Origin of the sequence: Virgibacillus tibetensis, from assembly GCF_036026595.1 — a bacterium.
In the GTDB taxonomy this organism is placed as follows: domain Bacteria; phylum Bacillota; class Bacilli; order Bacillales; family Amphibacillaceae; genus Virgibacillus_P; species Virgibacillus_P tibetensis.
This window is the reverse complement of the sequence record NZ_JARZFX010000003.1, coordinates 274,640-288,579: the sequence shown is the minus strand read 5'-3', so window position 1 is coordinate 288,579 and position 13,940 is coordinate 274,640. Positions and strand designations below refer to the sequence as shown.

The window sequence follows — 13,940 nt, the reverse complement described above, 5'->3', positions numbered from 1 at the left end:
TTTGCAATTGAATTTATTTATTCATAAAGGCTTTGATTTCTTTTTCTGGCATGGATGAATCGCATTTCACGTTTACTGTGTCACCATCAGTAAAGATGAAACCAGGAACCGTTGGAATGTCGTATTCATTACGAAAGGCCGTAATACCTTCCATATCAGCTTTTTCCACACTATTAACATAATAGATATGAGTACCAGTTTCTTCAGCAACTTTTTTTAGTTTTTTAATGAATTTTTGACAATAAGGACATACAGCTTTGCCAATATAGATAACGGCTTCGCCTTTCCCTTTTACCAATTTCTGTGCTTTTGCGGAATCAATTTTATCAAAACTAGCTACATTTTCTTCATAGGTAGCAATCATCGCTCAATCTCCTTTCTCTAATGTCATTATTATACAACAATGTGTAAATACTCAAATAATTTATGCTTACATGTTTGAGTGTCGAACCTTATCAAAAATTGATGTAAAACACAAAAATTAATTTCAATTAAGATAATAAGAGACTGAAAGGTAAAAATATAAATTCTTTCTAAAAGAATCGCTATGTGGAGTAATATACATTTAAACAATTTTATTTTAACCCCGTCCTTACTCAGAACGGGGTTATGCATATTTGATATTTGAACATTAAAATAACTTTATTGTCACTCAACAGCGTAACATTGTAAATCCGTATTTTTATAGTGGTACCCATAATTTGACTGACTTTGCAATAGTTCAGGGAATAAATAATGTATGATATGCATAGTTAAACGTCGAGACTCTCCTTTATACGGATAGATATGCATATACATGGATGGATTAAAGTTGGCTTCAATAATTCCGTAGGTATTTTTATTAGCAGCAGGAACTTCTGTATTTTCAATAATCAAATCAATACCACAAATTTTAGCTCCAAGTTCAGATACCGCATCCACTGCTATTTTTTTATAATCATCAGGAATTTGATCTGTCACATCAATCGAGTCCCCACCTGTACTAATATTAGAGTTTTCACGCAAATAGACGATTTCATCATTTTTTGGAATCGAATCCATTCGATATCCTTGACCTTTAAGCATAAGGTTCTCCAATTCACCTAATTGTATACTTTCTAAAGGTGTCCTATGGTCTCTTCCTCTTAACGGGTCGCGATTCTTTTGCATGACTAACTCTTCGATTGTATGTTTACCATCACCTTTAATATTGGCAGGAACTCGTGATAAAACAGCACACACTTTATCATTTAACACAAAAAATCTATATTCTGTTCCATTAAGAAACTCTTCGACTAATATAGAAGAATCTTCTTTAAAAGCGAGTGTGATTGCTTTTAGATAATCTTCGTAATTTGCCCCTTCTTTAAAAATTGATATTCCCAATCCGTAGTTAGTTGTTTTCGGCTTCACAACAAAAGGTTTGGAAGAAAACAAATCGTAAGAACGTAAAGCATAATCTATGTCATTATATTCTTCACCATTCGGCACTCGGAATCCGTGTTGATGAAGAATCTTCTTTGTTACTGTTTTATTTTCCATAATTAAAGTAGATACATAGCTATCTTTACTTGTCATATTCCCGTTTTTCACAAATTCAACATGATCTTTTAATTGAAGCTTCAAAAACTGATCTTGCCGATCCAAGATTTCTACCTGTATACCTTGCTGAATAGCATCAAACATTAAATTTTGAGTGGACAATTCCATGTCAGTAAAACCTGTTAATTGATATGGTTTATCCCATGACTTTTCATAATTTTCTTTAGCAATACTCGTAGCCACTTGACCTTGACTATCCTTTTCACTATCTTTATAAAGTCTTCCAGCTAAAGTCTTACTTGGGTCCATTAACATTTGCCTTAGGTTAATAAATAATGTATCTGAAACAGTCAAATCTAAGAATTCTGCTAAATGTTCCATCTCATCAATAATGTTTTTAGCATCTCCTTCAAATTGTGTATGTTCTAATGGATGTTCAAGCGCCACTAAATCATTGTAAAAGTTACCGGCTTTTACCCACTCGTCTCTATGATTACCTTCATCTTTCCAAAGTAAATAAATTAAAAAAAGATGTAGAAATTCTGCTTGTTCATAGCTAATTCCATTCTTTTCAAAAGGATTAATATCTATATTTCTTAATTCAATGTATCTAACACCGTGGCATTTTAAATCAGAAACATGTTGCCCACCTCTTAAACGGACAGCTGAATAAAATTCTTTTTCTTCTACTAGGAGTCCTCTTTTAACCATCAAAGAGATATCTGATACATATTTTTCTAGACTACTATGTAAAACTTGAACATCACTGTGATTGGTATAACCATATTTACTGTTTCTAATACTTCTTACCGGTTCATTCAAAGAATCTTCTTCGAAAAAGTTCTTTTCACTACTAGGAGAAGCGCCATATAAATAAGTTATTAACCATTGATAGTGTAAATAATTTCTTGTGGTTTTAAGATAAATCTCGGTTTTAAATTGTTGATAATCTTTTATCTCCGATTGTAAGTTAAATAACGCTTGAATTAACTCGTCTCCGAATTCAAAGTTGAAATGAATACCACTTATCATTTGTTTACGACGGCCATAAGAATTGGATAACGATTGACGATATTGAACATTTTCGGGATTGTTCAGTTTTGCAATAACAATATCTTCTTCTTTTTCTGGTAACTCAGGCGGCATGCTTAAAGGCCAAAGCATTTCATTATCACCCATAGAACGATAAGCAACATCATGGATAGCTGCTAAGTAATTAAACAGTTCATCTAGCGTCTCAGTAACAGGTGTGATTAATTCCATCTGTGTTTCGGAAAAGTCACGCTTGATAAAGGGGTGTTCATCTCGTGTAGAAATAGATTTAGGATGATCTGTTTTAGTTAATTTTCCTGATAAGTCAACTCGTTGACCTTCTTTTTCAATCCCATAACGGGCTTTTAATAAGTATGGTTTAACACGGTCATTCTCTAACATTTTTTTAATATCCATATTAACGATACCTCCTAATTCACTTACTTTTTTAAATTATTACTTGTTTTTCAAATCGTAAACTGTAAAATATGACGAAATACAGTAATGGAAAATCCCCACATTTAGTTGAATGGGGATATTTTTTATTCCATATTTTATTTTAAAAAGGGAATTAGCTTAAGTGCTTCATATGAAAAGCGAAATGATCATCTAGGAAAGTAGCAATAAAGAAATAGCTATGATCATAACCTTCGATTTTCTTGTAATTTACTTCTTGGTTACTTTCTCGGGCATTTTCTAAGAAAGTGGTTTCTACCAATTGTTCTGGATAAAACGTATCTGCAGTTCCTTGTGAAATGAGAATGGGTGGCATGCCAGTTTCTTTGATGAGTTCTGAAGCATCCCATTCTTTCCAAGCTGTTTTATCTTCACCTAAATAAGAGGAGAATGCTTTTATTCCCCATGGAACTTGACTAGGACTTAAAATAGGAGAAAAAGCAGAAATCGCTTTGAATCTCGAAGCATTTTTCATCCCAATTACGAAAGCACCATGGCCTCCCATTGAGTGGCCCATTATACTTTCTTTTCCTGAAAAGTTAGGAACTAAAGTGGACGCAATACCTGATAATTCATCTGTAATATACGTATACATTTTATAATTCTTTGCCCATGGATCTTGTGTAGCATTTAAATAAAAACCTGCACCTTGTCCAAGGTCCCAAGCTTCATCATTAGCAACATTTTCTCCACGTGGTGAAGTGTCTGGAATAATGACAGCTACTTGATATTTTTCAGCTAATCTTTGAAAGCCACTTTTTTGGCTAAAATTATCATCTGTACAAGTTAAACCGGATAGCCACCAAATTAGAGGGATTTTTTTCCTTTCTTTATTTGATGGTAAGTAGATACTAAATGTCATATCACATTGTAAGACTTCTGAATAATGACGGTACTTATATTGTTCTCCATCGAAAATACAGTGTTGTTCAATTAGTTTAAGACTCATTATTTCACTCTCCATATGTTAATATTGTGCGAATTGACTCGCCTTTACTAAGTAAATTAAATGCCTCATTGATATCTTTAGAGTCTAATTGATGTGTAATAAACGAATCTAAGTCGATTTTACCATTCATAAAGTCTTCAACCATTCCTGGTAGTTCGGTTCTTCCTTTAACTCCACCAAAGGCTGATCCTTTCCATACTCGACCCGTAACTAATTGGAATGGGCGAGTCTGAATCTCTTTCCCTCCAGCTGCTACACCGATAATAATGCTTTCTCCCCAACCTTTATGACAAGATTCAAGAGCAGACCTCATTACTTCTACATTCCCAATACACTCGAAGCTATAATCTACTCCTCCATCCGTCATTTCAACTATGACTTCTTGGATTGGTTTATCAAATTTAGAGGGATTAATAAAATCAGTCGCACCCATTTTTTTTGCTAATTCAAACTTATCTTCATTTAAGTCTACGACAATAATTCGACTTGCTTTTGCTTGAACCAATCCTTGAACAACAGCTAAACCAATAGCTCCTAAACCAAATACGGCTGCCACAGCTCCTGCTTCAACTTTTGCTGTGTTATGTACAGCGCCAATACCTGTGGTAACACCGCATCCAAATAGACAAACTTTATCAAGAGGTACGTCTTGCTCAACTTTTACTAATGAGATTTCAGAAACCACTGTGTATTCGCTAAATGTACTTGTTCCCATGTAATGGTGAATGGGCTCTCCGTTATAAGAGAAACGAGTCGTTCCGTCAGGCATTAAACCTTTACCTTGAGTTTCTCGTATGGCGCTACATAAGTTTGTCTTACCAGAAAGGCAGAATTTACATTCTCCACACTCAGGTGTGTATAGTGGTATAACATGGTCTCCTGGTTTTACTGAAGTAACTCCATCACCCACAGATATAACAACACCCCCACCTTCGTGACCTAGTACGGCTGGAAATACGCCTTCTGGGTCATCACCTGATAATGTGTAAGCATCTGTATGACAGACTGAAGTGTACAACATCTTTACTAATACCTCTTTTGCTTTTGGTTCTTCTACATCGATTTCTACAATTGAAAGTGGTTCTCCTGGTTTAAATGCAACAGCTGCTCTACTCTTCATATGAATTCCTTCTTTCTTTTTATATTCTTTTCAATGATCATGATTACATATTGTTAAGATTCATACAATACTGACATATTTGTCACTATATGGTATGATTAACATAAGGAGTGAAAATATATGACAATTCATTATAAAGAAAAAACTTTTTTCACTGGAAAAGACTTGGCATTATCAGTTATAGGCGGACGCTGGAAAATAGCGATTATATGGTGTTTACTTCAGCAGTCTCCATTAAGGTTAAGCGAAATACAAAGGAAACTCCCCGAAGTTAATCAACGCATGTTGATTAGGCAATTAAGGGAATTGGAAGAGGATAAAATAATTACTAGATCTGTATACCCTGTTGTACCTCCTAAAGTTGAGTATCAACTAAGCGAAATTGGTCTTCTCCTAGAACCTGTTGTAACGTCCATCTGTGATTGGGGAGATAATTTCGCAGAATTTTTGGAAGAAGATGCTGATAAAATAGCAGTTAACTAACAAACTGCACAAACAGTTCTGAAAATGAAATCCATGAAATGCTGGTACGAAGGCGTTTCGTGGATTTTTGAATGTTCCAAACTGATCATTTTGTGTGAATATACAGGTAGTTATCAAATTTTTAGTGTAAGTTAAGTTTGTCATCGTACTGGGGAGACGGGACAACTTCTTCTTCAGATGGTATGCGTGTTCAAGTAGTAGTTTCATCCTTGCACGCTGAAGCAAACCCACATTATGGTATGGTGAAAGGTGCAACCATTTATCACTTTGTCAGTGACCAATTTATACGGATCAAGTATGGGTTGACCAATTTGTTAGGATATCGCTTTGCTCCAAGACTACGAGACCTTGCGGATTCTAAACTTATCATTTGAAAGGCCAGACAACATCGAGAAATGGGGAAGTTGCTGCGTGGAAGGGAGAAGGGAAGTATGGATAAAATCTTGTTTATCTTAGAATATATTTTTAGCGAAACATTACGTCGGGCGAATCCAACGTGGATTAAATAAGGTTGAAGCAAAGAAAGCCTTTGAACGAGCTATTTCCTTTGGGAAACATGGGGAACTTAGAGGAAGAGCATTACAAGATCAATTAACAACGTGCCAGCGCATTAAACCTCATTATTAATGCTATTAGTATTTGGAATACCCTGTATTTAACATTAGCAATTGAACATTTGAAAAAACAGGAAAATATAAAGTGGAATTACTTCCTCATATATCTCCTTTGGGATGGGAACACATTAACTTATTAGGTGAATATTCATTTAAACCTGAGATTCCAAACTCTATCAATTCCCTGCGCCCACTTAGAATATAAAAAAAACCTTGATTTTTCTTCTTAGCGTAGAAAAACCAAGGTTTTACCTCCCAGAAAATATCTTACGTATAATATCCGCGTTTTATCGGTAGGACCTCTGTAGATACATATGCGCTTTCATCCAGAGTTAATTGTGGATCACTATATACTTCTATTCTAGTGAGATCTTCTGCTTTTACCGCACGCTTTGTCTTGCTTATTTACATTTACTTCTATGGTATATGGAGTTTTTTAAAAAATTTCGGATTATGAATCAACTTAGTTGCTGAACTTTTTCTTCTAATTGATTCAAAAAAAGATTCAATTTTTTTCGACTTTTAAAAATGTGGATTGTTGTATCATCGAGGTTGGAGAGTCTGTCATAAATGGCAGGAACTTTCGTTTTGTTGAATTGCCTGACCCAGTTGATAAATTCCCAGTCAAGCTTTTCCGGGCATCCTTCACCCATATCTGGTCTTGTTTGATTACGGTATTGTATCCGTCGTTTCGTAATTCCGTAGAGGCAATATATGGTAGGATAGTGTAGAAATAATACTGTATCTGCTTGCTGTAAACGTATGTCCATTGTTCCGCCATAGTTCCCATCGATGATCCAAGCGTCATGTTGGAGGATTTTTTCTGTTTCTTCGATAAGTTCTGCGCGGCTTATTGCCTTCCAACCAGGTTTCCAGTGGATAGCATCCAAGTGATAAACCGGAATATCGAGAATGGAGCCCAGTCTTTGTGCAAGGGTAGACTTCCCAGCACCTCCACTTCCAATAATAGCAATTTTTTTCATAAAAGAACCTCCTCGTATATAGTAAAACCATAAGAAAAACATTATAACATAATATTCAGATACTATACTGAATTTATTGTATTGTATTAGGGATATGGAGGGTGAATAAAGACATTTAGTTGCCTGTTCTTCCTTTAGTCACAGCAAAAGTTATAGAAAAAAAGAAGCATAAAATTTTGGGAGAAGTAAACATTACAAGGCTGTTTGTTTTTGACACAAATCTATAAAAGACGAAGTAACTCAGGAATAGACCGTTAGCTACCGCACGGAAAATACACTTCGCTTTCACCGCTCCGGGTACAAGTGCAACATCTACTCAGACTCACTTCATTTGCTTTGCAGTGTTTTCTTTGCCGCTGGGCTCGCGCTGAGCCTCCTCGCAAAGAGCGCTGCGGGGTCTCACCGTCTTCGCTGTTCCCGCAGGAGTCTACGTGTTTTTCCTCCGCTGATGTGACGTCCAATAATGGAGCGATAGTAATCACTTTATTGATCAAGACACAAATTTTCACTATTATGGCAGTTGATTGAAGCGGAGGACCGTTGACTCCTGCGGGAATAGCACGTGTCTGAAGACCCCGCAGAGTGGGTTTCTCGAGGAGGCTGAAGCCGTGCCCGCGGAAAGCAACAGTCCACAGCGGAAAGCAACTGAGCGGTTACGTTGTCTTTTATATCAACTGTAAGAATCAACAGCAACAAAACTTGCTACAAGAACTTAAATAAAAAAGTCGGCCACTTTTCAATACAGCCGACTTTTTATTCTCTCAAAACTAGGTTCCTATTTGGTGAGAATTTTATTATAATTTTTTATATCTTTCTCATATGTTTCCTGCAACAGTCTCGTGATTTTACCCGGTTTCCCATCACCTATCTGGATATTATCAACCTTGATTATTGGCATAATCTCTGAGGTGCTGCTGGATAAAAATAGTTCATCGGCCATCGAGATGTCTTCTACAAAGAATCCTTCTTCGATAAAGGGAAGGTTTAAGTCATGGGAAAATTTCTCCACACGCATTCGAACACAGCCGTGCAGGATATTGTTGGTAGCAGGATGCGTATAAATTTTACCTTCCCGTACCATATATACATTTGAAGAACTGCATTCTGTGACAAGCCCATCCTTATGCAAGATTGCCTCGTAACAGCCGTTTTCTTTTGCTTCCTGTTTTGCCAGAACATTTGGTAAAAGGTTTAAACTCTTAATATAGCAATTTTCCCAGCGGATATCGCGTTGTGTTATCGTTCCTACACCGTTCTCCAGATTTACCAGATTACGAGGTAAGTCCTGAACATATGCATATATGTTTGCAGGTACGTCGATTGGAAAAACATGATCACGGGGTGCTGACCCACGGGATATTTGTAAATAAACCTTACCATCGGTTTCCATGTTGTTTCTTTCTAGTAATTCCAGTAATAAATTTTTCATCTCTCCTTTAGTTAATGAAAGATTAATTTTTATTGCTTCTGTAGAGCGGAATAAGCGGTCTACGTGTTCATCGAGTAAATAATATGTTCCATTATAAATTCGAATAACCTCATAAACCCCGTCTCCAAACTGCAAGGCCCGCTCTTCATAGGGGTATTTCAAGTCATCTTGATGAGTGAATTTTGTTTGTGTCATAATGATTGGATAAACTGTCAATCTATCTCGCCTCCCTAAACTTAAGCCTATTCTATAACTTCTTTAACATATTGTAAACAACCTAAGACGACTAACAAATTTGAAATTTTGTCGACAAAACCAGATTTTCCTGTTGATTTTTCTAACGTCACTTGTTATACTTAGTCTTGCATTTAAAAAACGGTACCGATGAACGATCCTTCTACCGATTATCTGCGAGTTGCCTTAAGTTACCTATCAAATGCGGGTGTAGTTTAGTGGTAAAACCTCAGCCTTCCAAGCTGATGATGAGGGTTCGATTCCCTTCACCCGCTCCATACATATGTCATAACGCAGTGTTTCGTAATATTTGCTTACGAAGCATTGCGTTTTTATTTCCCCAAATGAATTATCTACCCACTTTACTTGAACTTCATGATTCCTACATAGTATTCTTAAACAAACTTTATATGTGAGGGATTTTCATGAAAAAGCTGATACAACAATTAAAACAATTGGATAATAAAGGATATAAATCATATAAAAGTGTGCAAGGTCACTACGATTATGATGATTTTGGGTTATATATAGATTACGTACAGGGGGACCCGTTTGCCACGCCGTCAAAAATACGAGTAGTCATTCCACAACGCAGCCGACCGATAAATAGAGCCTGGATTGAAACATTCTCGCGAAAAATTGCTGTAGAGGATGCGTTAGCCCGAACAGTAGGGGGGGCTGTAGCCAGTCAGCAATTTTCAATAAAAGGATCTGGTAAAAGTGGCATGATTTATTTTGATAAACCTGGACAGGAAATGCTGGAACGAAGTGCTGTTCAAGTTAGTCCTTCTTTCATAACGGTATGTTTGTCAGTCGGACTGCCAGCTAATGGGCGCCGGATTAATGGAGGAGAAGCTGAAAAATTATTTGCTCAGGTTATTCCAACTATTATTAAGAAGTCTATTTTTACCATTAAGGATGAAGAAATAGTTAAAGCGACTGAACTGGCGGATCAGCAAGAAACCATTCGTGAGCAGATGCGTAAGCATAACTGGATTTCTTTTATAGCAAATGGATCACTTTTGCCGAGGGAAAGTGGTGTCAGCAACCTGCCAATGCAACGAGCGGTTCCTTTCCAAAGTCCCAAGGAGAACCAAGTGGAAATTACCATACCACATCAATCAGAGCCCATTAAGGGAATGGCAATTAAAAAGGGCATTACGCTGATTGTTGGTGGTGGTTATCATGGGAAAAGCACGGTGCTTCAAGCAATTGAACGTGGTGTGTATTCTCATATAAAAGGGGATGGCCGGGAATTTGTTTTAACAGATTTGGATGCTGTTAAAATTAGAGCGGAAGACGGTAGGAAAATTACAGGTGTTAACATTGCACCATTTATTAATAACCTGCCACATGAGCAGGATACAAGCTTTTTTACAACGGAAAATGCAAGTGGAAGTACGTCTCAGGCTGCCAATGTAATGGAAGCTCTGGAAATTGGTGCTAAGACAATGCTGATTGATGAAGATACGAGTGCAACCAACTTTATGATTCGGGATCACCGGATGCAGCAGCTTGTTAAAAAAAGTAAGGAGCCAATCACGCCATTTATTGATAAAATAAAGCAAATGCGTGATCAGCTGGATGTTTCGACAATACTTGTTATGGGGGGATCGGGTGATTACTTTGCAGTAGCTGATACAGTGATCATGCTGGAAGCATACACGCCCCATAATGTAACAGAGCAAGCGGCTGAAATAATGGAGAGGTATCCATTAGAGCGGGATGCATCAACAGATGGACCATTTGGTGACATAACGTCCCGCTACTTTCAACAGCATGGCCTGCAAACATCAAAAGGAAACCGTTCCAAAACACAAGCAAAGGGCTTATTTAAGATTATTATGGGAAAAACAGATATTACCTTTGAAGATACAGAGCAACTAGTTGATCCATCTCAAACGCGAATGATTGCTGAGATAATTCAGTATTTAGATCGCACGAAAGGAATGGATGGTAAATCATTGTATGAACTGCTTGATGGTATCGATCAGCAAATGGATAGTAAGGGTCTTGCATCATTTACTATTTTTAAAGATCAGCATCCTGGTGACTTAGCACGTCCCCGCAGGTATGAAATTGCTGCGGTGTTAAACCGGATGCGCACGGCAAAGGTAAAAAAGTAATAGAAAGGAGGGTGGGCCAATGAATACTGACCAACTAAAACAGGAGATTATCGCATACAGCAAGGAGATTGGTATTGATAAAATTGGCTTCGCCTCTGCTGATGTATTCGGTGAGTTGAAAGAACGCCTTAAACGTCAACAGGATTTAAGCTATCAATCAGGGTTTGAAAAAGGCTCGATAGAGGAACGGACCGAGCCGGAAAGGTTGCTGCCAGAAGCGCAGTCTATTCTTTCAATTGCAATTGCCTATCCATCCAAAATGAAGGATGCCCCGAAAGGCACGAAAGAAGAGCGCCGTGGGATTTTTGCGCGAGCTTCATGGGGGTTAGACTATCATGTAGTCTTACGTGACCGACTGGAGAAACTCGCAGCCTTTATTAAAGAAAAAGTACCTGAAGTACAAAACAAACTCATGGTGGACACAGGCGAACTTTCTGACCGTGCAGTGGCTGAGCGGGCTGGAATAGGATTCAGTGGAAAGAACACGTCAATTATTACCCCGGAATTTGGTTCTTATGTTTATCTGGGTGAGTTGATCACAAATATACCTTTCGTTCCGGATGAGCCTGTTAATGATAGCTGCGGGGAATGCGCAAAATGTATAGATGCATGCCCAACAGGAGCCATTGTTCAAGGTGGACAATTGAATGCCCAGCGCTGCATCGCATTCTTAACGCAAACAAAAGATTTCTTACCAGATGAGTTTCGAACTAAAATTGGGAATCGGGTATATGGTTGTGATACATGTCAGGTCGTCTGTCCCAAAAATAAGCAGGTCGATTTCCACATTCATCCTGAGTTTGAACCAGACAATGAAGTTGCCAAACCTAAGCTGAAGCCAATGCTGCGAATTTCCAATCGGGAGTTCAAAGAAACATATGGCCATACGTCTGGTTCTTGGCGAGGGAAGAAACCACTCCAACGCAATGCGCTGATTGCCCTTGGCCATTTCAAGGACAAGACAGCAGTTGAAGAAATGATTGCAGTTATGAACAATGATCCACGCCCGGTAATTCGTGGAACAGCTGCATGGGCACTCGGTAAAGTTGGAACGGAAGAAGCATATAAAGCTATTGAAACAGCGATGATAAAAGAACAGGATGATCAGGTGATTTTTGAGATGCAAAAGGGTATGAATTTCAAGGAAGAGCTTACTGCAAAATAGTTGATCACGAAAAGAGGAATTGATTATGGATAAAGTAAAGCTTTATTATGATGAAATGGAATCCCCGGTCGGCCCGCTATTAATCGTCAGCAATGGTGAGAAGGTAGTTCGGATAGAATTTGGAACGCTAACAGATTTAAATAAGAAAATAGAGAAGTGGGCACATCGCTACTTTGAAAATCCAATTTTTGTCCATCAAGCTGATCAGGTACAACAGGCCAAAGAGGAGCTCCATGATTACTTTCATGCAAAGCGTAGACATTTTACGATTGATTTTGAGTTTTACGGGACAGATTTTCAAAAAAATGTCTGGCAAGCTTTGTGGAATACAATTGCATATGGGGAAACGAAAACATATAAGGACATTGCTGAAGCAGTAGGGAATCCGAAATCTGTCCGCGCAGTTGGTGGTGCGGTTAATAAAAACCCTTTTTCCATTGTTGTTCCCTGTCATCGTGTCATTGGTTCAAACGGGAAAATGGTCGGTTATAACGGTGGATTGGATAAAAAGGAATACTTGCTTGCCCATGAGGCCAATTAAGTGAAACGAAAATAGGTGGTACTTCGTATAGAGAACTAACAGAAACAACTCTAATGCGAAGGAGCAAGTCATGAAGAAAACTTTTCTAATCGCTTTTATAGTTTCACTGGTTCTTTTCTTATTGGGAATAGTGACAGGTAACATAGAGTTTTATGGGTCTATCACCCTTGGAATAGGAGTTGTTTTCCTCTTAATAGGTGCTCTTTTCAGCGGTGCTTTTATCTCAGGGGAACAGCTAAGGGCAAATTATCATACAGAAACAAAAGAGGACCGCAGCAGAAAGAATAAAACGATGTCAATCTCAATTATAATAGCCCTTCCGCACTTGGTTGCTGGTGGATTGCTTTTCACTTATTTTAATTAGACTTTTGACAGGCTTCTCCTCCATATACTTTCATTGGAGGGGATTTTTTATGGAAAAATTAAAGGATATTTGGTTGGAATTTTATCAGTCGGAACGTGAAACTGCTGACTGGTGGGAGAGGAAAAAGGTATTATGTGAAGAACGGGATGCAAAAATAGTGAGAATTAAAGGAGACGGGCATATATTTCAAAAAATTAGGTTTGCCAATGATGTGTCGTACCGATATTTACTTCATGTCTCATTTTTTATAAAACAAATGGATCGTTTTTATATAGAAGAAGATGTTACTCCGTATACATTTCGTCTAGTAGATGGTGAAATTAGAGATCATAAGCGATTAGTTGCTAAATCCGAAAGCAGTAACAACCAGTCTCTTGTCATGGATGAACTGCAAAGTGATAGTGTTGCGAATGATCGATTTACGTATAATCGGCATGACGCAGTTCAATACGCAGAGCGGTGGTGGAACAGCTATAATCCTGCATACAGAAAATTCGATGTGGATTGTACGAATTATGTTTCCCAGTGCTTACATGCGGGGGGAGCACCTATGCGTGGCGCTCCCGTTAGAGAGAAGGGCTGGTGGTATCAGGGAGATAATTGGAGTTTCAGCTGGGCGGTTGCTCACTCATTAAGGTGGTATTTAAGTGGATCAACACAAGGTCTGAAAGGAAAAGAGGTAGAAAGTGCCTCCGAATTAATACCAGGGGATGTTATCTGTTATGATTTCCAGGGAGACGGTAGATGGGATCATAATACCATCGTAGTAACAAAAGATGAACTAGGAATGCCATTGGTGAACGCACATACAGATAACAGCAGAAATCGCTATTGGTCCTATGAAGATTCAACTGCTTATACAACGGATATAAAGTATAAGTTCTTCAGAATAGGTGAGTAGTAGTGGTATAATAAGAAGGTTA

At 37.8% G+C, this 13,940-nt stretch carries 12 protein-coding genes, 1 tRNA gene and 1 pseudogene; 8 read left to right on the top strand and 6 right to left on the bottom strand.

Annotation, left to right across the window (positions count from 1 at the left end):
- Positions 1–13 precede the first annotated feature (13 nt).
- The 4 genes from QGM71_RS09670 to QGM71_RS09655 form a co-directional block, all read right to left on the bottom strand.
- A complete protein-coding gene (locus QGM71_RS09670) occupies positions 14–364 on the bottom strand; it encodes a thioredoxin domain-containing protein (protein WP_327607335.1) in 351 nt (116 codons plus the stop codon).
- A 284-nt stretch (positions 365–648) separates the two neighbouring features.
- Positions 649–2,970, bottom strand: a complete 2,322-nt coding sequence (gene gshAB, locus QGM71_RS09665; RefSeq protein ID WP_327607334.1) for a bifunctional glutamate--cysteine ligase GshA/glutathione synthetase GshB — start codon at positions 2,968–2,970, stop codon at positions 649–651.
- A 154-nt stretch (positions 2,971–3,124) separates the two neighbouring features.
- Positions 3,125–3,958 carry an S-formylglutathione hydrolase gene (fghA, locus tag QGM71_RS09660; protein WP_327607333.1) on the bottom strand — a complete coding sequence of 278 codons (834 nt, stop codon included), beginning with the start codon at positions 3,956–3,958 and terminating at the stop codon, positions 3,125–3,127.
- A 4-nt stretch (positions 3,959–3,962) separates the two neighbouring features.
- Positions 3,963–5,078: an S-(hydroxymethyl)glutathione dehydrogenase/class III alcohol dehydrogenase gene (locus tag QGM71_RS09655; RefSeq protein WP_327607332.1), complete on the bottom strand. Its 1,116-nt coding sequence runs from the start codon at positions 5,076–5,078 to the stop codon at positions 3,963–3,965.
- 120 nt (positions 5,079–5,198) lie between these two features.
- On the opposite strand from QGM71_RS09655, the gene QGM71_RS09650 reads away from it, so the two are divergent.
- The gene (locus tag QGM71_RS09650; RefSeq protein ID WP_327607331.1) at positions 5,199–5,561 is read left to right on the top strand and encodes a winged helix-turn-helix transcriptional regulator; all 363 of its coding nucleotides are present in this window, start codon (positions 5,199–5,201) and stop codon (positions 5,559–5,561) included.
- A gap of 128 nt (positions 5,562–5,689) precedes the next feature.
- Positions 5,690–6,380 (top strand): annotated as a pseudogene (locus QGM71_RS09645) (Tn3 family transposase); the annotation flags it as partial.
- Positions 6,381–6,633: 253 nt separating this feature from the next.
- Here QGM71_RS09645 and QGM71_RS09640 read toward each other — a convergent pair.
- Together QGM71_RS09640 and dat are read right to left on the bottom strand one after the other, a co-directional pair.
- Positions 6,634–7,158 carry a DNA topology modulation protein gene (locus tag QGM71_RS09640; protein ID WP_327607330.1) on the bottom strand — a complete coding sequence of 175 codons (525 nt, stop codon included), beginning with the start codon at positions 7,156–7,158 and terminating at the stop codon, positions 6,634–6,636.
- Positions 7,159–7,933: 775 nt separating this feature from the next.
- Positions 7,934–8,803 (bottom strand): D-amino-acid transaminase, encoded by an 870-nt coding sequence (gene dat, locus QGM71_RS09635; RefSeq protein ID WP_327607329.1) that lies wholly within the window; start codon positions 8,801–8,803, stop codon positions 7,934–7,936.
- A gap of 222 nt (positions 8,804–9,025) precedes the next feature.
- Here dat and QGM71_RS09630 point away from each other — a divergent pair.
- The 6 genes from QGM71_RS09630 (at position 9,026) to QGM71_RS09605 (ending at position 13,918) form a co-directional block, all read left to right on the top strand.
- Positions 9,026–9,099 (top strand) — tRNA-Gly (locus QGM71_RS09630).
- Positions 9,100–9,246: 147 nt separating this feature from the next.
- Positions 9,247–10,947: an ABC-ATPase domain-containing protein gene (locus QGM71_RS09625; protein ID WP_327607328.1), complete on the top strand. Its 1,701-nt coding sequence runs from the start codon at positions 9,247–9,249 to the stop codon at positions 10,945–10,947.
- A gap of 19 nt (positions 10,948–10,966) precedes the next feature.
- Positions 10,967–12,112 (top strand): tRNA epoxyqueuosine(34) reductase QueG, encoded by a 1,146-nt coding sequence (gene queG / locus QGM71_RS09620; protein ID WP_327607327.1) that lies wholly within the window; start codon positions 10,967–10,969, stop codon positions 12,110–12,112.
- A 25-nt stretch (positions 12,113–12,137) separates the two neighbouring features.
- A complete protein-coding gene (locus QGM71_RS09615; protein WP_327607326.1) occupies positions 12,138–12,653 on the top strand; it encodes a methylated-DNA--[protein]-cysteine S-methyltransferase in 516 nt (171 codons plus the stop codon).
- Positions 12,654–12,723: 70 nt separating this feature from the next.
- Positions 12,724–13,017 (top strand): DUF5316 domain-containing protein, encoded by a 294-nt coding sequence (locus tag QGM71_RS09610; protein ID WP_327607325.1) that lies wholly within the window; start codon positions 12,724–12,726, stop codon positions 13,015–13,017.
- A gap of 49 nt (positions 13,018–13,066) precedes the next feature.
- Positions 13,067–13,918, top strand: a complete 852-nt coding sequence (locus QGM71_RS09605) for an amidase domain-containing protein (RefSeq protein WP_327607324.1) — start codon at positions 13,067–13,069, stop codon at positions 13,916–13,918.
- Positions 13,919–13,940: the final 22 nt, after the last annotated feature.